The following is a 25471-nucleotide window of genomic DNA, read 5'->3' as shown; positions in this document are numbered from 1 at the left end:
TCGACCGATCATCTTATTAAAGGTATCGCGCATTTTTGTCCTCCAAAATTTTGTTTTTTGTCATTTGTTTTTTGTCATTTGTCATTTGTTTTTTGTCATTTGTCATTTGTTTTTTGTCATTTGTCATTTGTCCTTTGTCAGTGGTAAAAGATGGGTGTAATTTTACTTCTAACAAATCATTGCCGGCGGGGATGATATCTACCACCGTACCCACTAGTTCGCCAGATGCTTGCATGAAGACTTCCAAACCAATCAAATCGAGGACATGATATTCATCTTCGCCTAATTGGGGGCGATCGCTTGCTAGTACCATTAACTTACAACCGCGCAACGCCTCCGCCTGATCGCAATTTTCCACACCAGCTAATTTGATCACATACAAGTTTTTGCTACCGATGTAACGTCCTGTTAATAATTCGATTGGTTGCGGTTCTGTGTCACCTGAACGCAACAACCAGCGTTTTCCCGGCACCTCAAATCTTTCGGGAAAGTCTGATACAGGATAAACCCGTAATTCCCCAGACAATCCTTGAGGGGCAACAATCTTGCCAATTTCTAGCCAATTATCTGATTTGTCATTTGTCATTTGTCATTTGTCATTTGTCATTTGTCATTTGTCATTTGTCACTGGGCATTTGTCATTGCGCATTGGTTATTCTCCTCATCTCCCTCATCTCCCTCATCTCCCTCATCTCCCTCATCTCCCTCATCTCCCCTAATCAGGCACTGACAACTGCACTCTGATACGCTTCTTCAGCCACTTTTGCTAAACGTTGCATAGCAGTGGCAATCTCCTCATCGCTACCGGTGAGGCTGATGCGGAAGCATTGGTGCTTGTGCGGCCACTCTTGGTCTAAACCAGGGAAGAAGGTACTTCCAGGGACAATAATCACACCTACTTGCTTTAATTGTTGGTAAAATTCCCAATCACTGATGGGTAAATCTTCTAACCACAACCAAGCAAAAATTGCTCCTTCACCGCGATGGAGGAACCAAGGTAAATTCTTGGGCATCGCTTGTTCTAAGCTGGTTTCTAAAACGGTAAATTTATTTTGGTAAAAGGGACGGATGACCGTGTGAGAAATTTCTACTAAAGCACCAGAATTGATTGCGTAAGCTGCGATCGCTTGGCCGTAACGTGAAGAATGCAGACTCATATTTGACTGAAAACACTCCAGCACCTGAATCCACTTTTCATCCCCAATGGCAATACCAATCCTTTCTCCTGGTAATCCCGCTTTTGATAAACTCATGCAGTGGAGGATGTTATCACCAAACACGGGTGTCATTTCGGTAAAATTTAAGGCTGGGAAGGGAGGCGCATAAGCGGAGTCAATTAACACGGGTAGATTGTAAGGCGCAGCTAGGGCCGCAATCTTTTTCACCTCATCATCGGTGAGGACATTACCCGTGGGATTACAGGGGCGAGAGAAGAGGACACAACCAGTGTTTTCTGTAATCGACAGTTGGCTGAAGTCGGGGCGATATTTAAATCGGTGTGCAGCTGCATCAATATCGAGAGTTGGTTTGTAGGCAGTTAAGGCTTTTGGAACTAAGCAGATACCGCCGTAACCTGTGTAATCAGGACTCAGGGGTAAAACGATTTGTTTTAACTCGCCGCTAGGGGTGTAGCCACCAAAGCTATTAACAGCGTAGAAGTAGAGGGATTGACTACCGGGAGTAATCAGGATATTGCGTTCGCTCAAATTTAACCCGTAGCGTTTGTTAAAATCATTAGCGATCGCTTCAACGAATGGTGCATAGCCCTGACTTGAGCCGTAGCGACAAACTACCTCACCATATTCTGGACTAGCAAGAAGTTGTGCCGTACAATCTCGCCATAATTGCTCTACCTCTGGCAAAATCAACGGATTACCAGCACTCAAATTAATAAACTGCTGCTCTGCACCCTCTCGCAATGTCTCGATAATATCCTTCATAATTGCTCTGACGCCACTTAGGTTGGACATTTGAGCGCCAATTTGAGTTAGGGCAGGGTTCATAAGCTGTGACAAAATATACTATAGGACTTACGCAACTGGCATATTATTTTGAGTTTGTAGTGAACGCGAGTGCGTCTCGAAGAGAGGACTAAAGTCTTCTTTCATCAGGGCTGTTCGCGGAGCGTTCCCGTAGGGTAGCCCTTACTACCAACTAAAAGCTTTTATTTTTTGTGACACTTGCGTAAGTCCTATATTAATTTAAGGGTGAACAAATTATTTGGGGGTTGCTGCTGACATCCAGTTTACCTTGTTGTCAAAACAGCTGTTGCCGCCTTTAACCAATCTAGCTAGAGAATGATATTTTAGCAAAGTAATATTTATCCTTGTAGAGGGGTGGGGAGTGGGGGAGATGAGGGAGATGAGGGGGATGAGGGGGATGAGGGAGGGAGTGAAGGACAAGAATTAATAACCAATGACCAATGACCAATGACCAATGACCAATGACAAATGACCAATGACAAATGACCAATGACAAATGACCAATGACAAATGACAAATGACAAATGACAAATGACAAAACTATACAGGAGCGCTGGCATTGCAAGTTAAAGCAGCAGTAGCTTACAGCGTAGGTAAGCCGTTGACAATTGAAACCGTTCAACTATCGGGGCCACAAGCAGGCGAAGTGTTAGTTGAGATTAAAGCAAGCGGGGTTTGTCATACCGACGCTTTTACCCTATCTGGTGACGATCCCGAAGGTTTGTTTCCGGCAATTTTAGGGCATGAAGGCGCTGGTGTGGTAGTGGAGGTAGGCGCTGGTGTCACTAGTCTCAAACCAGGGGATCATGTGATTCCCCTCTACACTCCCGAATGCCGTCAGTGCGAATATTGTTTGAGTTTCAAAACTAATCTTTGTCAAGCCATTCGCTTAACTCAAGGACGCGGTGTTATGCCCGATGGCACCAGCCGTTTTAGTGTGGATGGGCAGATGATTCATCATTATATGGGTACATCCACTTTTGCCAACTATACGGTGCTGCCGGAAATCGCTGTGGCAAAAATTCGGGAAGATGCCCCCTTTGATAAGGTTTGTTATATTGGCTGCGGTGTGACTACTGGTATTGGTGCAGTCATTAATACTGCCAAGGTGGAACCTGGGGCAAATGTTGTGGTTTTTGGTTTGGGTGGTATAGGCTTAAATGTCATCCAAGGGGCGCGGATGGTAGGGGCGAATATGATTGTCGGAGTGGATATTAATCCCAATAAACGCGCTTTGGCAAAAAAATTTGGGATGACACATTTCGTTAATCCTCAAGAAGTAGAAGGTGATTTAGTTCCCTATCTGGTTGATTTAACAAAAGGCGGTGCTGATTACAGCTTTGAATGTATTGGTAATGTAAAATTGATGCGTCAAGCATTAGAATGCTGTCACAAAGGTTGGGGCGTTAGCGTGATTATTGGTGTTGCTGGTGCTGGACAAGAAATCAGTACTCGTCCTTTTCAACTAGTAACTGGACGCGTTTGGAAAGGTTCGGCTTTCGGTGGCGCGAGAGGACGTACAGATGTGCCGAAAATTGTTGATTGGTATATGGAAGGTAAGATAAATATTGATGATTTGATTACCCATGTGATGCCCATTGAGCAAATTAATGATGCTTTTGAATTGATGCACAAAGGTGAATCAATTCGGAGTGTGGTGACTTTTTAGCTCTCCAATACTCTAAAGTCCAGTAGTAATCAGCCTGGGGTTGACATTGGGTGTGTAAATGTCTTGAGTCAACAGGGTGCAGGCTTCGCGCATTCTAGAGAAAGTAATTTACAGCTATTTTCAGGTAAATAGACCACGGGGTAGGGGCAGAACAATGCTCATTGGTGTCAACTTAACATGAAAGTCCCGCAAGGAACTGAAGTTCCTTGCTAACAGCTCAAGTCATCTTTTAGATGACTAAATAATCGGAAAAATTTTTAGTCTACTTCAGTAGACTTTAGCTATGAGCCGCTGAAATTTATTTCAGGGCGGGCGTGTCAGCCAACAGATAAGAGATTTATAGCAAAAGTAGACACCAATGAGCAATGCTGTGCCCTGACGACAGATGTGGTTCAAATACATGATTTCTGCTGTAAGAAAATCCTCTAAATTGAGAAATAGCTGGTAGTGGTGTACTAGTTTTGATACAACTGATTTACTTATTGACATAATATGCTATATCTAGCATACTAACTATTACATGAGCCAAACGCACCAAAAAGCTCTCAAATGGATTGGAAGCGCTTTAGATGACTTGAAGGAGTTCCCTGAAGACGTACAAGACGTAATGGGTTATGCCCTTGATGTAGCACAACATGGTCGTAAGCATCCCGATGCAAAACCCTTGCGCAATTTTAAAGGAGGCGGGGTTTTAGAGGTTGTAGATGATTATGATGGAGATACATACCGAGCAGTGTACACTGTAAAATTTGCGGGCTTTGTCTACTTATTACACGCATTTCAAAAGAAGTCAAAACATGGTATTGCTACATCACAACAAGATATAGATTTAGTAAAAAAGAGGTTAAAAGCTGCCCAGGAAGACTATTCGGAACAAGCTACTAAAGAAAAGGAGTAAAGAAGTGAGTAAAGAAAATAGCGTTTATATTAGCAGTGGAAATGTATTTACTGACTTAGGTCTACCTAATTCTGAAGAAAGATTAGTGAAAGCTGAACTAGCACGTAAAATCAGTGAAGCAATCACTTTCCGTAAATTAACACAAGTCCAAGCTGCTGAACTTTTAGGAATTGATCAACCCAAAATTTCAGCATTGGTGAGAGGCAGACTTTCAGGCTTTTCAATTGATAGATTATTTCACTTTTTGAATGATTTAGATAATGATGTAGAGATTGTCATCAAACGAAAACCTGAAGACCGCAAGCAAGCTCGGACAACAGTTGTTTGCTAAGTAAGTAGAGCGACGTAAATAAAGCTAACTGGCTAAGGCTGTCATTTGTCATTTGTCCTTCGTCATTTATAAGGGTTTAAGGTGTATTGACGTTTGATAATTATAGTTTAGTTTATTTTTGCCGACTTACTTAATAGATAAAAACTCTTGACATATGCAGATACCACAAACCGGACAACCTGCGGTAAACCTGATGCCAAATCTCTACGAAAATGACTTTTACACTTGGACTCAAGAACAGGCTAACCTTTTGCGTTATCACCAATGGAACCAGCTTGACCTGCTCAATTTAATTGAGGAAATTGAATCTTTGGGAAGAAAGGAACGCCAAGAATTGAGAAATCGTCTTAGTATATTAATTGGATATTTGCTAAAATGGGAATATCAACCAAAGCAACGCAGTCGTAGCTGGTTAGCCACAATTAGAGTAGAACGACGGGAAATTCTTAGGTTGTTGAGCGAGAATCCTAGTCTGAAGCCTTACCTTGAAGAAGCACTCCAGGAATCATATCAAAACAGTAGGGATTTAGCATCAGGAGAAACAAATCTGCCACTCTCAACTTTTCCCCAGCAATGTTTATATCTTTTTGAGGAAATTCTGAGCGATCGCTTTTATCCGGGTGAGCCTACCACAGATGATTTAATGAAATAAAAGCGATAACGCAGACAAATTACTTGGCGATCGCTAAATAATACTCAAATCGCTCCCGGAGTTGTTCAACCGTTAGATTTTGAGTCCAGTATTCCACTAGGGCGTGACCAAATGCCCAGGCGTTGCGATCGGGTGAAACGGAGTTTTCCAGCAGTAGCGGCCACAGAGATAGTAATTCAAAGTTGAGCCGCTTCGAGTTAGCTGTATTCAAGAGCGAGAAAAGGTCATATCCCATTTGAAGTTTACCAATGACAATCGGCAACTGTTCTACGGGAATTTGCTCTTGCAGCATATCTGCTAGGGCTGGAGACCCGGTTGAGAGCGTAGAAACAAACTGGAGGACGGGACTTTTGAGCAATGCCGTTAGTCCCTGTGTTGTCGCCATTTGGAAGGTGTAGTGGTCGATGATTTTGGCGGCGGCGACGATGCGGGCTTCTAGGTTACGCAAAAAGCGGGCGAGACGGAGTTGCTTGGTAGGTGCGATCGCATCTACTAATCCCAACGATAGCGCCTCCACTCCCCAAGGAACTCGATTGGTTTTGCTGTCACTTGTAACCACCGGTAGAACTAGATTACAAAAGTTTCCCAGCAGCTTGGCGCGATACTCGGTGGCTTCTCTAATGGCAATTTCCTTGGCACGATCGCCCCATTCCCAATCATAAGGTGGTTGCCATTCGCGGATCGGACGCAGACGATCTACTTGAGTGACGATGGCGATCGCAGGTAAATCTGCAACTTCTGCTTTTATATCTTCCAAAAAGTCTACATCCATTTGCAGAGCCGGATCGAGAGCTGGAGTAGTTAACAGCAGCAAATCTGCATTGATGGCGTAATCAAGCACCAGATTTCGGAAATCGGCACGGTTGACTTGTTCATAACCAGGTGTATCCCAAAGGGTCAGGGTTTCCCCACTTTCAGTCTGCCATTGATAATTCTGAATGCGATCAGTACTGGGCAAAACATCAACGGCTGCAAGATCCGCCTGAAATAGCGTGTTAATCAGACTACTTTTTCCCGACCCCGTGCGCCCCACCAAGAGAATATTCACGGGTTTTTCCTCAACCGCCTTGGCTGGTTGAGCTGGAGTCAAGATTTCTCGGAGTGTTTGGGTTTTTGCTTTCGGTAAAGTTGGTGTTGGTGGGGATGCTGAAACTGGGGTACGTCCGTAAAGAGCGATCGCCTGTCGGCATAAGTTTCTCAAAGCAGCTTCTCGGAATAACTGGCTCAAATTTCCCAACAATTGCTGAGTTGCTTGGTTACTGTAACCCTGGCTGGCTTGTTTTGCCACCGCCGCCACCGGATTTAAAAGCCACTGTGCCCAGTTCCAAACACGCCAGAATTTCCGAGCCGATGGTTCCAACTTCCGGTAGACTTCATATCCTTGGTATGCTTGTCCAACTGTTACCTGATTGAGGACTGGAGATAACTTTTGCATCCACTGATCCATATCATCCACCGTTCCCCGAATCAGCCCGTAAGCTTGGGGGACGTAAATATTCAGCAAGGGATATTGAATTTGAGGGTTGTAGATGTGAGCGATCGCTACGACTAAATCTTGGCATCGCTTCCAAAAAATTTGCCAGTCTTCCCAAATGGGGCGATCGCTTTGTGCTGCTTGGAGAATTTCTTGGAGTGCAGTTTCTGAAAGCTTTGTGACATCACTTCCCACTGGTAGACCTACTGTATCTTCTGCGGTCGATTCCAGTTCTTCGCGGATTTGGGCTAATACACCTTCCACTTGGTTAACAACTGGTTGAGTCCATTTCACTAATAGCCAACGCCAACCAACGAATAAAAGGGTGAATACACCCCAAATCCAACTAATACCCCACGCATGAATTTGTGAACCGGCGGATACCAGTAAGAAAATGATCATGAAAGCGATGGGGATTGCTAAGACTACCCATTGCCACAATTTTAATCGCACCATTGCCCCATACCTGCTTTGAAATGTTGGGAAATTCGAGTTTTTGTAAAAATTACTCTTATAAAAAGTCTATCGTCTTCAATCTAGGCAGGCTGTTGTTCTCAGTCCCGGTTTTCTGTTAGCGATCGCTTGACTTTTAAGACAGTCGCTACAAATATTCTTAACCAAGCAGGATTTCAAGTAACCTCTCTACCTTGGTTTAAACGGATTCACAATTTCTAATTGACCAGCTACTGTTAACCCATGCTGCATATCTTCAGAATAAAGAATACTTGCTCTTGCGGACAACGCACAAGCAACAATTAAACCATCCCAAAAAGAGAAATTATATCGACTGCGGATATCCGATGCAGATTCAAAAATATTTAAGTTGAACTCTACCACAGTACAGCGACGGTAAAACGATTGAATCACAGCTTTGATTTGCTCTTCGTTAAAAGCTGCTTTTTTCAGCAAATTAGCAGAAACCTCATTCGCAACCTGCGTACTGATAATTATTCTTTCATTTGACGTAATTGAAATAGCAATATTACGCTTTCTGTCTCTTTCTGTCTCTTTCTGCCACTTCTATCTTTTTGTCATCAAATAAACGATAGAGCCAAACATTTGTATCAATAAAATCTCTATTGTCACTCGTCGACTAGCGACTATAAATTTCTTCACGGCTGAGTACACCATTCACTTGAACGGGATTTTCAGTCAACTCATCAATTATGTCTTTTTTGGGAAATGATTTTTTCCTCACCAAAACAATTACTTTAATATCATCTCCTTCTCCCAATTCTTGTTTATACTCATCAGGAATATGAATTAAACCATTTTGAATCTTTGCTTGAAACTCTACTGCATTCAACATCTTTAAATTCTCTTATCGAGCTATATAAATCAATCTTAACTCTATTCCCTAGTTATCTGATCGGGTTTCCCAAAATCTGAATTGCATTATCAAGGCGATCGCCAAGCGCGTAATTACGGTTTCTCTCTGACAAATCTGGATGCGATCGCTTTTTGATGATATTTTAGGATATTAGGTGCGATTATCTTTGACACGCTCTGCGATCGCAAGCAAGAATAAAGATCGCGATCGCCTGTCACAGAGACTTAAAACACTAATAATGCTACACTTTCCTAGCATTCAAGGAGTAATGGCTGTGGCTTCGATCACGATCGACATTTCCGATGAACAATTGCAGAAGCTGCAAGCACTAGCACGAGAGAGTGGTATCTCGCTTGAAGATTTGTTACGTGCCAGGATAGAAGACTGGCTCAGTCACCCGACGAGGGAGTTTGCTCAAGCAGCCAACTATGTGCTGAAGAAAAATGCCGAATTGTACCGACGTTTAGCATGACACGTTACCTGGCGGTGGTGGAAGTCCTAGAGTTCACTCAATCGTCTATACGCAGTAGCTTACGGTAAAACCCTTGTGAAAAATCGGTCACGCGATGACGTTTATAGTTTTCCATAAGTTCGATTAAAAAATTAATCAACTCAAAACTAGCCATCATCAGTTCGTAACTCAGGTCAGCCTTGCCGTCAAACTGGATTCGGCAACGAGTTAAATCTGAGGGTAAAGTAGCGACATTCCAAGAGGCGACAAAGGGGATATGTTCACTGGCTTCTATCTTCCTCTGCCCCTCCAAGACCCCTTTTTGATAAAGACTGATGGCATAGGGTAAGAAGTTGCGCTTAGTGCCTTGAACGTAAGGTAAGTAAACACTGGCTTGTTGTTGAGTGGCAGGCTGGAGTTGCTCAATAGACATTGTTAAATACTCCTCAATTTGGTTGGCAACTGCGGATATTAGTGGCTGTTAGTAGTATTCCCAAAAGATTTGTCTAAAGCACATAGTGGGGCAATAGGGAGAAATAAGCAATGCCCCATGCCAAATACCCAATAAATAAAGTTATTGCTAAGAAATATTAAAATTTCGGTTACAATGATGCTGCATTAACTTTTATCGAAGCTGAGAACGATAACATTAAAAATTCCGACTGTAAAGTTAGGACTTACGCAAGTGTCACAAAAAATAAAAGCTTTTGGTTTCTAGTCAGGGCTACCCTGCGGGAACGCTCCGCGAACAGCCCTGATGAAAGAGGACTAAAGTCCTCACTACAAACTCAAAATAATATGCCAGTTGCGTAAGTCCTAAAAGTGTTGGATATCGTTATTGCAGTTTCTCCCAACAAACAAGCTGCTATTACTTTGCCCAAACCGGAGTTCTCATTAGAGAAAGTCTGACTCTACAAGCTTCCTGCCCAAGTTGGCTATTAAAGGAATCAAGCCTCTGTTTAAGAGTGGCAAAGGTGGTTCATGGTAGGTAATTACCCAGAGTGGCGGTGACAACAAAGGTATTCCCAGAGGCTTTTGGCTTAGGGATAGCGGGTATTGCAGTTTGCCCATTCCGATTAATATCGGAAAAAGTAGCTTAGGGATATTTGTCCGTAAAATTACTAACTGTAGACAAATACTGATTTTGGAATCAAGTAACCTAACCTATGCCAGCGAATTCCTGGCCCGAAGAAGATTCTTATCAAGAGCTTGAGCCGCTCAACTCCTTGTTATCTGACCTATCAGTAAATGAGGAGTCAGTGTTAGAAACAGATCCTGTGTCTCTAACACGCCGGTTTCAAGGTCGTAGACGCAAAGCGGCTCTAGTCTTGACTATCGTCTGGAGTGGCACGATCGCTCTACATTTAGTTTCTTGGGCTTCTATTTTTATTCTAGGACTGACCACCATTCTAGGATTTCATGCTTTGGTGGTAGTGTTTACTAAATCTCGTCGCTATCCAAAAGAAATACAGGGAGATTTGCCCTTTGTATCTGTGCTGGTGGCTGCGAAAAATGAGGAAGCGGTAATTGCTAAATTAGTCAAAAATCTTTGTAATCTGGAATATCCAGGTGGGGAGTACGAAGTATGGATTATTGACGATCACAGCAGTGATAGCACGCCACATTTATTAGCAGAACTAGAAGACAAACACGAGCAACTGAAAGTACTAAGGCGTTCAGCAGAAGCTAGTGGTGGCAAATCGGGGGCGTTGAATCAGGTATTGCCCCTGACAAAAGGTGACATCATAGCAGTATTTGATGCTGATGCCCAAGTGACACCAGACTTACTGCAACAGGTAATACCTTTATTTCAAAGAGAAAAGGTGGGGGCGGTGCAGGTGCGAAAAGCGATTCTGCAAGCAGACGCTAACGCGAACGCCAACGCTAAAGAAAACTTTTGGACTAAGGGTCAAATGGCCGAAATGGCTCTTGATACCTGGTTTCAGCAACAGCGAACTGCCCTTGGTGGCATTGGTGAACTACGGGGTAATGGTCAATTTGTCCGGCGTTCAGCCTTGAAAAGCTGCGGTGGCTGGAATGAGGAAACCATTACCGATGATTTGGATTTGACAATCCGCTTACATTTGGAGAAATGGGATATTGAGTGTGTTTTCCATCCAGCAGTGCAAGAAGAAGGAGTGACAAGTGCGATCGCACTTTGGCATCAGCGCAACCGTTGGGCAGAAGGCGGTTATCAACGCTATTTGGATTATTGGGATTTAATTCTCAAAAACCGCATGGGAACGCGGAAAAGCTGGGATTTGCTGATTTTTCTGCTGATTATGTATATCTTGCCGACAGCAGCAGTACCAGATTTATTAATGGCGATCGCTCGTCATCGTCCACCAATGTTAAGTCCGATCACAGGCTTGTCCATTTCTATGTCGATGGTAGGGATGTTTACAGGTCTAAGGCGCATACGCCAAGATCAGAAATTCTCACTTTCTACATATTTTTTGATGCTGGTGCAAACCCTGCGCGGCAGTTTATATATGTTGCATTGGTTAGTCGTGATGAGCAGTACTACAGCCCGGATGTCCGTAAGACCAAAGCGATTGAAATGGGTGAAAACCTTGCATACTGGGAATGGGGAATAGGGAGTTAGGAGTTAGGAATTAGGAGTTGGGAGTTAGGAGTTAAAAGCTGCGAATTCTCTCCCTCTGCCTGTTTCCAATGCTCAATGCCCAATGCTCAATGCTCCAAGGTTATTTCATTCTAGACATAAACCGCCCGGAACTGAAGTTCCGGACTCATAGCTGAAGTCCGTTAAAACGGACTATAACCTTTTCTCAGTCGTCTTTAGACGACTTTCGCTATTAGACTCAGAATTCATTCTGAGGCGGGCTTTCGCTATTAGACTGGTGAATTCATTCTGAGGCGGGCTAGATGAGAATGAAATAGCCCTGCCCAATGCTCAATTTTTTATTCATCATCAACTTCTGATTCTTCTACCCATTCTGGTGTAGTTATGGAGTCGGAGAATTCTGGGAAGTCATCTGCAAAACGGATAATTTGTCCGTTGAAAAATTCTGCTAGACGTTGAGCTGCGATCGCTACTTCGTCAGGTTCCCAATCAGGTGCGGGTGTTGGCTTTGGCGCTGGAGGCAAGGTTCGCACCCCATTTCCATTTACTCCATTTCGATTTGCCCCATTTCCGTTGTTTGCTGCTGACTCGCTTTTTAGTGGTGCTGGTGGTAGAGTTGTTGGCTGCGGTACTGGCGCTGGAGGCGGAATTTGCTGGTTGTAAGTGGGAGTTGGTGGTTGCTGAGGGCGAGTAGAATCTTTTGAGGGAAGATTTTTTTTAGCTGAGGTAGAGTTGGAAGCAGTTCCTTTTTCTATAATTATTTGGATTTCACGCTGGAAAGTCTGCTGGAAAGCTGCCGTAATCATCGGTAAATAAGATTTCCCCTTGTCATACCATGCTTGTTTGATAACAATTCGAGCCACATCACCGTCAAACTCTATGAGTTGGCTCATTTGACGTAGCATTTCTTGCCTTGATTTTGGCTGGAGGTTAGCAAGTACCTGTTGCCAAACCTGAGTTAAGTCATATTGTGTTTCCCCAATCACTTCTGAACTTACTGGTTCAACATTCGCAGGTGGTATTGGTACAACTACGGGTTCTGGGGTTGGTGGTGATACTGAGTTAGCAGCAGAATTGTGATTTGTTTGCTGTTCAACTGGGGGAGATGAAGTGACCGGCTGATTTTGGACAGCCGCTAGATGATTGGGAGATGCAGAATTATGATTTGTTTGCGGTTCAGCTAAAGGTAGAGAAGAGACTGTCTGATTTTGGGTAACTGCTGGAGGATAGCTTGGAGATATAGCAGGTGTGTTAAGTCGCGGCGCGACACTTGGGGCTTGTGGCTGAATATTTGTTGCACTGGGTAACAATCCTAGTAATGTTACCTCCAACCACAAGCGCGGCTGGGTGGTATTTTTAATTTGGACTTCGGATGTTCGCAGGTGCTGCTGTCCTGCTAAAATCCTGCTCATATCCCAATATTGAGCAAACTCAACCAACGCTGTCCAAGTTTGCAAAGTACAAGCAACCAAGTCGTGGCGATTGGGTGCTGTTTTAGCTATGAGTAAATCGCGGTAGAAGGCGGCGAGATTTTGCAGAATAGTTAGGGGTTCTCGACCACGATCTAAAATGTAGTGAGTACAGTCCAGAACTGCTTCTGGTTTATCTAGAGCGATCGCATTTAACAGCTTTAACAAGTCCTGTTCGCTTACCGTCCCCACTAAATCCCAAACTCGCTCTGGTGTTACTTCACCCGCTAACAAACCCAATTGGTCAAGTAGACTTTCGGCATCGCGCAATCCTCCTTGAGCGAGTTGGCCTACCAGGGTGACAGCATCGGGTGAAATCTGAATGTTTTCATAAGATGCGATCGCACTTAAATGCTTCACCATCGCCTCTAACTGAATGCGTCTAAAATCAAACCTTTGACAGCGCGAAATAATTGTTGGTAACACCCGTTGCGGGTCTGTTGTTGCCAACACAAAAACTACGTGCCTCGGTGGTTCTTCTAAGGTCTTCAGTAGCGCGTTGAATGCCTGGGTACTGAGCATATGGCAATTATGCACTAAGAGCATATTTGCCACAAAGTTATGATTATCTGCTACTTCAATGTCATAGACTCGCTCAATTCCAGCGAGGTGAACAGATTCGACTGTCTCCAAACTTGTAATCCATCGAGGGGATGGAATATTGTTTAAGGTCTGCCAGCCATTTTCTACTGGTGCTTGCTCCCAACCGTATATAGTGGTATGTCTTGCCTGTAGTACTTCTGGTGTAAAATTTTGTTGTTGCTGAGTATCCCATTGTTGTAAGCCAAGTAGCAATGAGTTGATTTTCTCCGGCAGAGAATCCTTCGGTATGTAGCTGAATTTGTGGACTTCCTTCTGGACTGAGGGCAAGTGAGCCATCATCGCAAAACCACCAAGCAAGTCCTTCTGGGGTAATTCGATTAAGCCAGTCCATAGAGACGAGTTTTTTATCCCTATTCGGTTTAACAATGTCAAAGACATCTTTGAGTTGGGGATGGCAACCTGTGTTACAGGTAACTGATATGTTTCCGTATCCTTTGTTGGCTGTAATTCGCAGTTTTGGACGCAATTCTTGAAGGCGATAGGCTTTGTATTCCAACCATTCTTGCTGTTTTTCTGAGTGTGTCCAACACAATCTGGGGAATCTGCTGTATTTATTGGGATAACTGATAGAACAATCTCCAAGCAAGGTTCCGTAGACAAGCCCAAGTGCATTTGGCTGTATAACTGCCGCATTGGCAAGGAACTTTTCTGTTCTAAGTTCCCAAATTCCGTGTCCTTTTTTATATGGATGTTTTTCCCAGCGAGACTGGATGCTGATGATTCCTCGACCTTTTTTTTGTAAAAAGGTTGGGATATCAAGCTTTTCTCCACACCCGCAAGCACACAAAGGTCGGAGTAATTCGGCTTGTTTAACGATAGATTCCAGGTCGTATGATTTTTGCCCTGATGTATTGCCTTTAAACTGGTGTCCGCTAGCAAATCTCCGGGTGCGTCCATCGATACCAAATTTGTAAATGAGGATGCCGCATCCACATTCACAGGGGATAGTATCTTCACTCCTTCTTTTACGTCCTTTGCTGGTAGCCATCCCTGGTTTGTCCTAATTAAATGATTACCCGTACATCTAATTTCTCGGTTACTTGTTTTGATGACCAAGGTTTGTCGTTCTCCTTGGTCTAACCACCTGACAACTTTCTTGAATTCCCACTTAAGAGATGAGTCGTTGTAACTCAGTACTTTCTTGCCTTTAATTTTGGGATCGTCAATTCTGTGAAGTCCCTCATCAGTCAAAATCAGAGAATCTCCGGTTAAGCATTCATCGATTACATAAACCTTATATCGACATTGCACAGGAGCAAACTGGGCTTTTTCAATCAACTCGCGGATATTATCGACACCAGTATTACTAGCAGCATCGATTTCAATTATGTCTAAGGCGTAGCCCTTGGTAATTCCCTGACAAACTTCACACACGCCGCAGGGTTCAGCAGTGGGCTTGTCACTTTTGAGACAATTGAGGGATTTAGCTAGAATTCGGGCACTAGAAGTTTTCCCCGTACCTCTGGGCCCAGTGAATAAATAGGCGGGGGCGATTTTGGATGTGCCGATCGCGTTGGTGAGGGTGGTGGCGATCGCCTCTTGGCCCACCAATTCAGCAAAACTCTTGGGGCGATATTTGTGGTGCAGGGGTTCGTAAGACATGGAAATATAGACTTCAATGCCTTTCAAAGTTAATTAGTAGCACCGAGTCGAGTTGAGGATTCAATTATTTTAAACTGTCGTACCTGCTTTGTTTATCGATGTTGCCATAGCCCAACACTCAACTAGTGCCGTAAATTTTGGCACTCAGCAAAGCAACTAACCAGAGCTTATCCTCTACTATGATTTCAACATCAACGTATGGGAATTATAGCATATTATTTAGTACATTTGTTCTATTGGAGTAATTGGGGAGCAGGAGATAACTCTTAACAAATGACAAATGACAAATGACAAATGACCATTGACAAATGACCATACATTTTATTGACTGAACTAGCGCTATAGTCCAGTGCGATCGCTACAATCTTAGGATAAGCAATACTCGATGGTGCAGCAGATGCTCAAGCGGCTATTTCAATGGTTCAAAAAGCTTTTTCAGAGCTTGTTTGGTGGAAAACAAACTACCTCAAAATCTAGGGGAAATGTACAGAAAGAACCAGCACCACCTTTAAGCGATACCGATCTGGAATTTCTCTTCAACGAACTATTACTTGGAGTACATCAAGCACGAGGGGAAGCATGGGCACGGAAGTGGCTGGATAATATTGAACATCGGATCCCAACAGAACGCTGGGTTGAATGGTTAGGGCGCTTTGGTGACAGATTGCTCGCATCACCTACACCCAATAATGAAATAGCTGCGCGGTTAGTGCAACTGGGTGAGTTGGGCATCGGAGAAATCACAGATGTTGCCTATAGTATCGGGATGCAGTTGTTGACACGCAACGAAGGTGAACCAATTTGGGAATATGAAGGGCCAGATGCTTTTACTACGACTTTGCCATCTGAGCCAACCACCCCAGTATCACAGTCAGCAGATGCACCAGAGAACCCCCCGGAGGGAGAATACCAAACTGTCACCCTAGAAGAGTTGTTTGTGATGTTGCAGGAGGATGAAAATTTACGCCAGCAGATTGCTCAACAGCTTGCCGTTGAAACAGATGATCCAGAAATGCTTGTCCAGGCATTAATTAACCAATTATATCCTGCTGGTCAAGGGACTACAGAGCAAACAGAAAATTAACGGCTTGGCAAAATCAAAATTCAAGGGTTCAATCTGGGAATTGTAACGTTGTAATGCTATCCTCTTGAAGATTTGTATATTTTTTGCTAACCTGCTACGGAATCGCTGTCTGAATATAATGGGTTTTTACGTAATTAATGATTTTTTTAACACAAGGATGGCTACAATCGAAAAAAACAAAATCCAAGAGTGTGGCAGATGCTCAGGCGGATATCGCAGTCGCTTAAAAGGTTTTTCAAGCGCCTCATTGCAAGTAGAAATACTAGTTCTCTCAAGGGTGCAAGAGGACACAATCTGGTGGAGGTACTGCCAGAACTAACCAATGCGGATCTGGAACAATTATTTATCCAATTGTTACAAGGTGTGCATCAAGCACGAGGACGACAGTGGGCATTGAAGTATCTGCAACGGCTCGAAAATCGCATTCCGGCTGAACGCTGGATAGATTGGTTGGTGATGTTTGGCGAACGCTTGCTAGCTTCACCGACGCCGAATCCTCTGTTAGCAACACAGATGGTGGAATTGGGAGAACTTGGTGTTGGCAGAATTGGTGATGTTGCTTATGACATTGGCATCCGGCTAATGCAAAATTTACCCACACAGACAGAGGATGAGGAAAATCAGGCGGAAGATGGTGTAAAAATCACTCCTGGGGAAGAACTGATCCGCAATTTAGGCGAGCAGTTATGGGAATATGATGAACCAGATTTAGTAGAAATTACTCCTGGGGAAGAACTGATTCGCAATTTAGGCGAGCAGTTATGGGAGTATGATGAGCCTGATGTCCTAGAAATCATCAACGATGAAGTAATTGTCCCAATTTCTCCTGGACAAGAGCTAATCCATAGCTTAGGTGAGCAGTTATGGGAATATGATGTGCAAGATGTTGAACCAATAACGACCTCTTCTGAGGAAAGATTGACCGAGAACTTAGAAGAACTGATATTGGAGTATGAACGAGAAGATGCTCAAACCAGAATAAGTGAAAATCTCCCTCTCCCCGCAGCCGAAGATACAATCGCCTCATTAGCCCAACTCAGGTTTGACGATGAAGAAGTTGTTCAAATTACAACAGGAGCAAATCTATTTTCCACTAGACAAAGGACTGAATTAACAACGTCTTCCTCGATGGAAACCTGGGATAACACTTTGACGAATTTAGAGCCAAATGTGGCTAATACATTAGACGAGTTATGGGTAAGGTTGGATCAAAGCACCAATTTAGTCCAGCAACTTGCTTCTAACTTGGCAGTTCAAAGCAGTAATTCCCCTGGTATTATTGAGCGACATAGTGATAATCGGATTACCGACGCTCAAGGGTGGTTTTACCAAGGTCTTCAGCAAGGGAAAACAGGTGATTTGTTGGGCGCGATCGCATCTTATGACCAAGCCATTGAACTTGAACCCGAATTTTCCGAATATTGGTTTAATCGAGGCTTGACGCTGTTCCATTTAGAACGTTTTGATGAAGCGATCGCATCTTACCAAATTGCCACGCAACTGAAGCCCGACTTCTACAAAGCTTGGTACAACCGGGGTGGAACTCTCGGAGAATTAGGATATTTTGAAGAAGCGATCGCTTCTTTTGACAAAGCCATAGAAATCAAACCAGACTACCAAGAAGCTTGGTCTAGCAAGGGTTTGGCGCTGCTGAAGTTAGGTTGGCTACCAGAAGCTATTTCTAGTTATGACCAAGCACTCCATCTAGAACCAGAAGACCAGGAAAACTGGTATCACCGAGGCATAGCCCTAGCTGTAGGTGAACAATTTGCCGAGGCGATTATATCTTACGACCGAGCGATAGAAATTGACCCAGAGTATCACGAAGTCTGGATAGACCGGGGTGTAGTACTGTTTAATTTAGGCAGATGGTCAGAAGCGATCGCCTCCTGGGATAAAGCACTTTCAGTTCAAGCTAATTTCTACTTAGCTTGGTACAACCGGGGTATAGCATTAGACAACTTAGGACGTAGACAAGAAGCCATCGCCTCCTATGGCCGAGCGATCGCCATTAAGCCCGACTTCCACTTAGCTTGGTATAATCAGGCGGTAGCACTGTTTTATTTAGAACAATTTCCCGAAGCGATCGCTTGTTATGACAAGGCTTTGGAAATTAAACAAGATTATTGGGAAGCTTGGATTGGTAGGGGAACTGCCATCGGTCATTTAGTGAACTCTGACATATTGCTTTCTTTGTCGAATAGCATCACAGCCACAAATCCCACCTTCCAACAGGGTGGCTACGAAGGAAAATTAGCCAGCTACGAGGAAGGTTTAAAGCATCTGCGGACAGATACCCACCCAGAAGGTTGGGGGAGATTGCATTTTGCGATCGCTAATACGTACTACGAACAAGGCAAAAAACATCCCAATCCCCGCGATTCTTGGCGCAAAGCCGCATCTGAGTATCATCAAGCACTCTTAACTCTAACACTAGAGTATTTTCCCCAGTTGCACCTGGAGGTTTTGCTATCTCTAAGCAAAGTGCTGATGGGCTTGGGACAAACAACACAAGTTCAAGAATTGCTGCAACGTGGCACAGATTTATTGCGACAATTGCTGAGTGAAGAAACTCGCTCAGACGAAAGTAAAAAACAGCTAGCTCTGAAATTTGCAGGTTTTGAGCAATTGGCAGTTGATTTAGCCGTAGAATCGGGTGATTTAGTTGAAGCCTGGGAAATTGCCGAACAAGGTAAAAATGCTTGTTTAAACTGGCTACTTTCTGGCTGGAATGATCATATTTACTCCCTTGATTATGGCGCAATTCAACAACTATTCAATCCGACAACAGCAATTATTTACTGGCATATCAGTCCAGTTGCCCTACATACTTTCATCCTCAAAGACCAAGCGCCATCACCGATCCTGCTCTTTACACCCATGCAAGATCCTGGGGCAATACCTTTAGGAGAAGACGCTATCCGTCTAAATGAATTGCCCCTACCAGAAGCAGTGCAACGGCTAATTAAATTTGAAACTTGGTTAGAAGATTGGCATCAACAATACCAAGAATATCGCAGCACGGCCCAAGATAAAGAAAGTAAAAGTCAGCATTCTTGGCGAGTTGATATGGAAGAGAAACTGTTGCAACTGTATGAAATCCTGAATATTTCCACAATTGCGCAGGAACTCGAAGGTATTACCCAACTGGTTTTAATTCCTCACCGTGATTTGTACAGATTGCCCATTCATACACTTTTCCATCTCTCTTCCCCATCGCCCGAAGAGTTACCGAATGTGGAATCAAATTTTACCGTCACCTATTTACCTAGCGTCCAAATAGGTTTATCAATCAGAACTGAGGATATTTGGCAGTGGGAAAATAAGTTATTGCTTAGTGTTGAATATCCTGAAAGTACAGGTTATCCCACACGGAAATTTGCCAAACTGGAATCTGAAGTTGTTAGTCAGATGTTCAATAATATCCAACGAATTCAGGGAGAAGAAGCTACAAAAAATACCGTCGAAAATGCTTTATCTGATAATTACAACATCTTGCATTTTACGGGTCATGTGACTAATAATTTGGCTGAACCTCAAAAATCAGAATTAGCATTAGCAGGTGAAGATAGACTTACTCTAGATGAAATCTGCCAACAAAATCTTGTAAGTTATAACCTTATTACCCTCTCTGCTTGTGAAAATTTAAGTACTAGCAATTACACTATCAGCAGTGAATATGTGAGTTTAGTGAGTGGTTTAGTGAGTCAAGGCATACCTCATGTAGTCAGTACTCTCTGGAGTGTAGAATCTTCAGCTAGTGCCTTGGTGATGATCGAGTTTTACCGACGATTACAGCCCAATAAATCAGCAGTTACAGCCTTAGCTGAAGCAACACGATGGCTAAAAGAATTAACTGCTGGAGAACTGACAAAATGGTATGAAGATATCTTGAATAATCTGCATACTGAGGAAGTACGAATTCAAACTTATTTAGCCACACAGCTATATAGAAATAGTAAAATGGCATCAGATAAAAATCTTTATAATCATCCTTACTACTGGGCAGCATTCACAATTACGGGTAAGCCCCATTAATCCTCAGCTTAAGTAAAGCGACGCAAATAAAGCTAACTGGCTAAGGCTGTCATTTGTCATTTGTCATTTGTCACTTGTACTGAGCGAAGTCGAAGTATTTGTCATTTGTAATTCGTCCTTCGTGATTTATAAGGGTTTAAGGTGTATTTATGTTTCGTAATATAGTTCAATACAGTTCAGTTAAGCATTTCTTCCCTCTCTTTCTCTCTTCTCTCTGTGCCCTCTGCGCCTCTGTGGTTCGTAAAAAAAAGAGTTTCAGCCTTAAGTGAACCGTATTGTAATATAGTTTGGTTTATTCTTGCCGACTTACTTAGAGGTTGTTTTAAAAGTGGTCGGCTGTAATTTTAGGCACTTCTAGATCACCCTTAACCCCCCGATAAATTGGCTACCGTGTATACACAAGTTGGCAGACCTCTCCCCAAACCCCTCTCCGAAGCGGAGAGGGGCTTTGAAGATTGGCTCCCCAACCCTTGAAGGGTTGGGGCTGTTCTTGTTAGGTCTCAATGCTGCACGCTTTGTGAATATTCGTAGGTTGGGTTGAGGCAATGCGTTACCCGTTGGGTTTCGTTCCTCAACCCAACCTACGCAAATTTATTTTTACGGCTTTAACCCAAGCGTATTGCGCTATGGTGGCTACTTGGCTTAATTACGGTAAGCGATAACGGCATAAAACGGGTCTCCTCCAGCTGCACCCAACCACTGTAAAAAATGAGGTAATGTTGACTTCTGAGCTATAACTTCTGCGGTTGTAAATCCTGGAACTGAGGCGAAATACTGTTTGACTAATTCTACTCGGTGTGCTTCTGAAGCCTCTCGCCAAGCTTGAATCGCCTTTTCAAAAAACATCCGGTTAGAAAAGCTGATAATTGCAACACCACCGGGTTTCAAAATGCGGTAAATTTCGGAAAATACTGCTTCTGGATATTGCACATACTGCACAGATACGCAATTGAGAACAGCATCAAAATCTTCATCCGGTAAAGGTAGCTGCGGATTTTCGTTCAGATTTTGCACAAAGTAATGATTTAAGCGGGCATTACGTGCTAATTCCTCGGCGTTGAGTCCGTGTCCCTCTACATGAGAAAACTCTATCTCTTCTGGCAGATGAGATACCCAACTGCTCATCATATCAAAAATACGGGTGTTGGGTTTGAGGCGATCGCGATATAAATCCGTTAGCTGTTGAATAAATCCTTCATCGACATGGGTGACGAAGCGGGGATAGGCATAAAACAGCTTATCATCTGTCTCGTCTAATTTCAGGCGTTGATTCGGTCTTAACTGCATAAATTTCTGTTGTGGAGAACTTTTTCGGCAAATGCGGCAATTTCAGGTATTTTTCAACAATAACTATGTAACATATTTTAATAACAGCAGGATACTTAAACGAGTCTAAATAGCAGCATTCAATTGGACAAATTCAATGTTATATAAACTACACTTCTTGCAGCATATTTGGCGACAAATCCAGCTAGCCAGACCATTCCCATATTTGAGTTTGTTAGTTTGGATACTACCTTTATTATTGTTTACTTCTGGGCACAATAGCCTGATAGCACATGATGAAGCGCTTTATGCTTCGCGAGCGCGTCTGATGTTTGATTCTGGTAATTGGATAGCTCCTTGGGAAAATGCACATCATAAAACCCCTGGCCCTTATTGGTTAATTGCCAGTTTTTATCAGCTGTTTGGGATGAGTGATACCAGTGCGCGTCTTCCTAGCATGATTGCGGGCATTTTGAGCTTATGGCTTGTGTATGAAATCGGCAAAATTCTGCTAGGTAAAAAATTAGCTTGGCTAGCTGCTGCCATTTTAAGTGTGGAATTTCTCTGGCTGCAATACTGTCGCTTAACTTCACCTGATGTACCGATGATTTTCTTGGTACTTTTAGCTATTTGGTCTTTAATCAAAACGGAATTACATCCTAATTATCGCTATTTTTGGAGTTTTATAACTGGTTTGAGTTTAGGTTTAGGTTTCTTAGTCAGAAGCTTGATGATTTTTTTGCCAATCACAGCTTTATTCCCTTATTTAATTTGGGAACATCGCCGTCATCGTCATCTTACTAACCCAATTTTATATTTAGGCTTTTTTGTCGGTTTAATACCTACCTGTGTTTGGCTGTGGTTCAACTGGCTCCAATACGGAAATCAGAGTTTTGAGGAGCCGCTTAAGTTTGTTGTGCAGCTAGGTTCTGATAATCATGATAAAAATGGGTCGCTGTTCTATATATGGAATATTTCTTTAAAAGCATTTCCTTGGGCTTTTTTTGGACTTTTAGGTTTATTTTTAACTTTCCGTCGTCCGATTCCTCGCTACCAGTTACTATTAGTTGGCTTTCCACTTTTACTATTTGTAGAACTTAGTGTTTTTAGCACTCGTTACCCTCACTATAGTCTTTGCCTTTATCCGTTTATAGCTTTCTTCGCAGCTGTGGGTTTAAACTGGTTAGGCAATATTTATCAAACAGGAATTACTCCTCAATTCCCTCTTCAAAAGAGTAAATTTAATATATTAAATCTTTTTGCAAAGAAGAATCTTCCTCGAAATCTCAGCTATGGCTTTGGTGGGTTCGGTGTTTTACTTGTAATAGCGAGTATCGGCGTTCTTAGTTGGGGTAGTTCTGACATCCGCAAGTATGCATCTATTGGTTTGGTTCTGGGATTGGGTTGGTTAATTTTACCTGTGGTGTGGATTAGTCGTTACCACTTTGGCAAAAAGTTTCTCACCTCTCGTTATTGGATTGCAGGTTGGTTAATTCCCTGTTGGCTGGCTTTGGCGACGACAGGTAGTATGGGTATGTTAAGTGACTATAACCCTGCTTTGAGAACTTTTTTACAACAAAGTGCGATCGCTTCAATTGTCCAAACTAATCCTATCTACTATGTGCAAATCGACCAGAAAACCGAAGTACTGCTTGAGTTCTATCTTCCTATTCACGCCCAACAGGTAGCCTCTATTTCCCAACTACCACCTTTGAGCTATGCTTTGATCTACACTGACGAGTCCCCTAAATTATCTCAACCTCACCGCGTTGTCGGTACAGTACAAGAGTATCAGTTAATTGAAGTTCTTCCCTAAGACAGATGCAAAATACCTATTGCTAAAAAAAGTTAATCTAGCTAAGATAGTACGCATACTAAGTATTATGCCAAATGATTTCTACATCTAATCACTCTCCAGCTTTAGAATCGTGGCAGCAAAATCTGGCACCATATAATTTGGGCTACAGAATCAAATTAGTCTCACAACTGCTCAGTCGTAAGTTTACAGAGAGCCTAGAACCCTTTGGGCTTACGCCATTTCACTGGTTGGTGTTGTGCTGTTTGTGGCAAGAAGATGGTTTACCCACTTCTAGTATTGGAGACAAACTCAAACAAGTGGGAGGGACTTTAACAGGTGTATTAGATCGGATGGAAGAACGCGGTTTGGTGCGTCGAGAACGGGACACCCACGATCGCCGCATCTGGCGAATCTGGCTAACGAATGCAGGTAAAGAACTAGAAGCTGTTTTACCGCCAATCGCCGCCGCCGTTCGTGATCAAGCGATGGAGGGTATTTCCTTTGCTGATCGAGAACTGTTTTCCCAAATTTTGAATCGGGCGATCGCTAACCTCTCCTTTTGAAAACACGCCCTAGGGGTGGGGTTTCAACCTACCTGACGATGATGCGGATTTTTTCGCATTTCCTCCTTCTCTCTGTGTTCTCTGCGCCTCTGTGGTTCGTAAAAAAAAGAGTTTCAGCCCTTTTGTGAACCTTTATTTTTTACATCAATAGGACTTACGCAAAATAATGAAAAAACGAACCGCAAACGCGAGTGCGTCTCCCCCTGGAAGAAGGGCGCAAAAGCGTTTGCGGTTCGTTTATATGAAAGAAAAGCGATCGCCATCCCCAAAAAAACTTAACATTAACCTTATAAGTGTTAATTTTTCATAAGACAAGCTCATGGGTTATTACATTGCTCCCCGCTTTTTGGACAAACTTGCTGTCCACATCACTAAAAACTTTTTGAAGCTTCCTGGCGTGCGAGTACCCTTGATTTTAGGAATTCATGGACGCAAAGGAGAAGGTAAAACATTTCAATGTCAGTTAGTCTTCGAGAAAATGGGTATCGAAGTGACTCACGTATCTGGCGGCGAATTGGAAAGTCCAGATGCAGGAGATCCAGCGCGGTTGATTCGGCTGCGCTATCGGGAAACAGCAGAACTGATCAAAGTACGCGGTAAAATGTGTGTACTGATGATTAACGATTTAGATGCGGGTGCTGGACGCTTTGATGAAGGCACTCAATATACTGTAAATACGCAGTTGGTAAATGCCACACTGATGAATATTGCTGATAATCCCACAGATGTGCAGTTGCCGGGAAGCTATGATTCCACGCCTTTAAATCGTGTGCCGATTATTGTCACAGGTAATGATTTTTCTACCCTCTATGCACCGTTAATTCGGGATGGACGGATGGATAAATTCTACTGGGAACCAGATAGAGAAGACAAGGTGGGAATTGTCAAGGGGATTTTTGAACCCGATGGACTATCGCAGAGGGAAGTTGAACAGCTCGTTGATACTTTTATCAATCAATCCATTGACTTTTTTAGCGCTTTGCGATCGCGCATTTATGATGAACAAATCCGCAACTATATCTACAAAGTAGGTTTTGAGCAGGTATCCTTGAATGTGGTTAACAGCACTGAAGGCCCACCAGAATTTCAAAAGCCAGATTTTAGACTGTCTCATTTAATCGAGTCTGGTAACTTCCTCGTTGGTGAACAAAAATGGGTGGAAAATTCCCACTTGGTTGATGATTACAACCGCCTAAATCGAGGTAGAAATTCTCAATCTGCACCACCTGCGGCTGAAACACCAATTAGTCAGCCGTTAAATGGCGCAACCCAAGAAGCAAAAACTAATGGATTCCAAAAACAGCAAGTATTGAGTCCACATTTAACTTTAGAGACACAAGAACAGATTCGGCAATTATTGTCTCAAGGTTACAAAATTAGTATTGAACACGTAGATGAACGCCGTTTCCGCACAGGTTCTTGGCAAAGTTGTGTTAATAGCCATATTGATGCAGAGACTGATGCAATCTCAAATTTGGAATCAACTTTGAGAGAATATAGTGGTGAGTATGTGCGCTTGGTAGGTATTGATCCTAAGGCCAAGCGGCGGGTATTGGAAACAATTATTCAGCGTCCGAATGGGAAAAATTAGCAGTGATCAAGTTTTGACTTTTTACGGTAAGTAGGTCGGCGCAATTAAAGTTAACTGGCTAAGGCTGTCATTTGTCATTTGTCATT

General features: G+C 43.0%; 21 protein-coding genes. 12 read left to right on the top strand and 9 right to left on the bottom strand.

All coding sequences use genetic code 11. The features are described 5' to 3' along the window. Nucleotides 1–16: 16 nt before the first annotated feature. Nucleotides 17–586 (bottom strand): ribosome maturation factor RimM, encoded by a 570-nt coding sequence (gene rimM, locus LC605_RS12055; RefSeq protein WP_229547771.1) that lies wholly within the window; start codon nt 584–586, stop codon nt 17–19. On the opposite strand from rimM, the gene LC605_RS12050 reads away from it, so the two are divergent. Continuing rightward, on the top strand, nt 587–730 hold the full coding sequence (locus tag LC605_RS12050) for a hypothetical protein (RefSeq protein WP_229547770.1): 144 nt from the start codon (nt 587–589) through the stop codon (nt 728–730). On the opposite strand, the gene LC605_RS12045 is transcribed toward LC605_RS12050, so the two are convergent. Both LC605_RS12045 and LC605_RS12040 read right to left on the bottom strand, forming a co-directional pair. Further along, nucleotides 720–2003 (bottom strand): valine--pyruvate transaminase, encoded by a 1284-nt coding sequence (locus tag LC605_RS12045; protein WP_229547769.1) that lies wholly within the window; start codon nt 2001–2003, stop codon nt 720–722. The two genes, LC605_RS12050 and LC605_RS12045, sit on opposite strands and share 11 nt — an antisense overlap. 317 nt (nt 2004–2320) lie before the next feature. After that, the gene (locus tag LC605_RS12040; RefSeq protein WP_229547768.1) at nt 2321–2542 is read right to left on the bottom strand and encodes a hypothetical protein; all 222 of its coding nucleotides are present in this window, start codon (nt 2540–2542) and stop codon (nt 2321–2323) included. On the opposite strand from LC605_RS12040, the gene LC605_RS12035 reads away from it, so the two are divergent. From LC605_RS12035 to LC605_RS12020, 4 genes are all read left to right on the top strand, one after another. After that, nucleotides 2542–3651, top strand: a complete 1110-nt coding sequence (locus tag LC605_RS12035) for an S-(hydroxymethyl)glutathione dehydrogenase/class III alcohol dehydrogenase (RefSeq protein WP_229547767.1) — start codon at nt 2542–2544, stop codon at nt 3649–3651. The genes LC605_RS12040 and LC605_RS12035 overlap by 1 nt on opposite strands. Nucleotides 3652–4171: 520 nt before the next feature. Beyond that, nucleotides 4172–4549 carry a type II toxin-antitoxin system RelE/ParE family toxin gene (locus LC605_RS12030; protein ID WP_229547766.1) on the top strand — a complete coding sequence of 126 codons (378 nt, stop codon included), beginning with the start codon at nt 4172–4174 and terminating at the stop codon, nt 4547–4549. A 4-nt stretch (nt 4550–4553) separates the two neighbouring features. Then, on the top strand, nt 4554–4880 hold the full coding sequence (locus LC605_RS12025) for a helix-turn-helix domain-containing protein (RefSeq protein ID WP_229547765.1): 327 nt from the start codon (nt 4554–4556) through the stop codon (nt 4878–4880). Between the two features lie 154 nt (nt 4881–5034). Beyond that, complete coding sequence (locus LC605_RS12020) at nt 5035–5532, top strand: DUF29 domain-containing protein (RefSeq protein WP_229547764.1); 498 nt, start codon at nt 5035–5037, stop codon at nt 5530–5532. Between the two features lie 19 nt (nt 5533–5551). Here the strand turns inward: LC605_RS12020 and LC605_RS12015 are convergent, their stop codons facing one another. From LC605_RS12015 to LC605_RS12005, 3 genes are all read right to left on the bottom strand, one after another. Beyond that, on the bottom strand, nt 5552–7462 hold the full coding sequence (locus LC605_RS12015; protein ID WP_229547763.1) for a GTPase family protein: 1911 nt from the start codon (nt 7460–7462) through the stop codon (nt 5552–5554). 186 nt (nt 7463–7648) lie between these two features. Further along, nucleotides 7649–7951 (bottom strand): PIN domain-containing protein, encoded by a 303-nt coding sequence (locus LC605_RS12010; protein ID WP_229547776.1) that lies wholly within the window; start codon nt 7949–7951, stop codon nt 7649–7651. A 148-nt stretch (nt 7952–8099) separates the two neighbouring features. Further along, nucleotides 8100–8315, bottom strand: a complete 216-nt coding sequence (locus tag LC605_RS12005) for a hypothetical protein (protein ID WP_229547762.1) — start codon at nt 8313–8315, stop codon at nt 8100–8102. Nucleotides 8316–8610: 295 nt separating this feature from the next. On the opposite strand from LC605_RS12005, the gene LC605_RS34150 reads away from it, so the two are divergent. Next, nucleotides 8611–8808 (top strand): ribbon-helix-helix protein, CopG family, encoded by a 198-nt coding sequence (locus LC605_RS34150; RefSeq protein ID WP_229547775.1) that lies wholly within the window; start codon nt 8611–8613, stop codon nt 8806–8808. A 37-nt stretch (nt 8809–8845) separates the two neighbouring features. Here the strand turns inward: LC605_RS34150 and ebsA are convergent, their stop codons facing one another. Beyond that, nucleotides 8846–9220, bottom strand: a complete 375-nt coding sequence (gene ebsA, locus LC605_RS11995; RefSeq protein ID WP_229547761.1) for a type IV pilus biogenesis protein EbsA — start codon at nt 9218–9220, stop codon at nt 8846–8848. Nucleotides 9221–9953: 733 nt separating this feature from the next. Between ebsA and LC605_RS11990 the strand changes: the two genes are divergently transcribed. Next, complete coding sequence (locus LC605_RS11990) at nt 9954–11384, top strand: glycosyltransferase family 2 protein (RefSeq protein ID WP_229547760.1); 1431 nt, start codon at nt 9954–9956, stop codon at nt 11382–11384. A gap of 325 nt (nt 11385–11709) precedes the next feature. Here LC605_RS11990 and dnaX read toward each other — a convergent pair whose 3' ends face one another. Beyond that, the gene (gene dnaX, locus LC605_RS11985; RefSeq protein WP_229547759.1) at nt 11710–15045 is read right to left on the bottom strand and encodes a DNA polymerase III subunit gamma/tau; all 3336 of its coding nucleotides are present in this window, start codon (nt 15043–15045) and stop codon (nt 11710–11712) included. A 385-nt stretch (nt 15046–15430) separates the two neighbouring features. Here dnaX and LC605_RS11980 point away from each other — a divergent pair, with 385 nt between their 5' ends. Beyond that, entirely contained in the window at nt 15431–16129 is a 699-nt protein-coding gene (locus tag LC605_RS11980; RefSeq protein ID WP_229547758.1) for a hypothetical protein, read from the top strand. A 198-nt stretch (nt 16130–16327) separates the two neighbouring features. Continuing rightward, nucleotides 16328–20167, top strand: a complete 3840-nt coding sequence (locus tag LC605_RS11975; protein ID WP_229547757.1) for a CHAT domain-containing protein — start codon at nt 16328–16330, stop codon at nt 20165–20167. A 642-nt stretch (nt 20168–20809) separates the two neighbouring features. Here LC605_RS11975 and LC605_RS11970 read toward each other — a convergent pair. After that, nucleotides 20810–21454: a class I SAM-dependent methyltransferase gene (locus LC605_RS11970; protein WP_229547756.1), complete on the bottom strand. Its 645-nt coding sequence runs from the start codon at nt 21452–21454 to the stop codon at nt 20810–20812. 136 nt (nt 21455–21590) lie between these two features. Between LC605_RS11970 and LC605_RS11965 the strand changes: the two genes are divergently transcribed. The 3 genes from LC605_RS11965 (at nt 21591) to LC605_RS11955 (ending at nt 25385) form a co-directional block, all read left to right on the top strand. Then, complete coding sequence (locus LC605_RS11965; RefSeq protein WP_229547755.1) at nt 21591–23249, top strand: glycosyltransferase family 39 protein; 1659 nt, start codon at nt 21591–21593, stop codon at nt 23247–23249. Between the two features lie 74 nt (nt 23250–23323). Continuing rightward, the gene (locus LC605_RS11960) at nt 23324–23794 is read left to right on the top strand and encodes a MarR family winged helix-turn-helix transcriptional regulator (RefSeq protein WP_229547754.1); all 471 of its coding nucleotides are present in this window, start codon (nt 23324–23326) and stop codon (nt 23792–23794) included. Nucleotides 23795–24113: 319 nt separating this feature from the next. Further along, the gene (locus LC605_RS11955) at nt 24114–25385 is read left to right on the top strand and encodes a ribulose bisphosphate carboxylase small subunit (RefSeq protein ID WP_229547753.1); all 1272 of its coding nucleotides are present in this window, start codon (nt 24114–24116) and stop codon (nt 25383–25385) included. Nucleotides 25386–25471: the final 86 nt, after the last annotated feature.

Source organism: Nostoc sp. CHAB 5836 (assembly GCF_020829445.1).
Lineage (GTDB): Bacteria > Cyanobacteriota > Cyanobacteriia > Cyanobacteriales > Nostocaceae > Nostoc.
The sequence above is the reverse complement of the archived record's forward strand: the minus strand, read 5'-3'. Positions and strand labels throughout refer to the sequence as shown.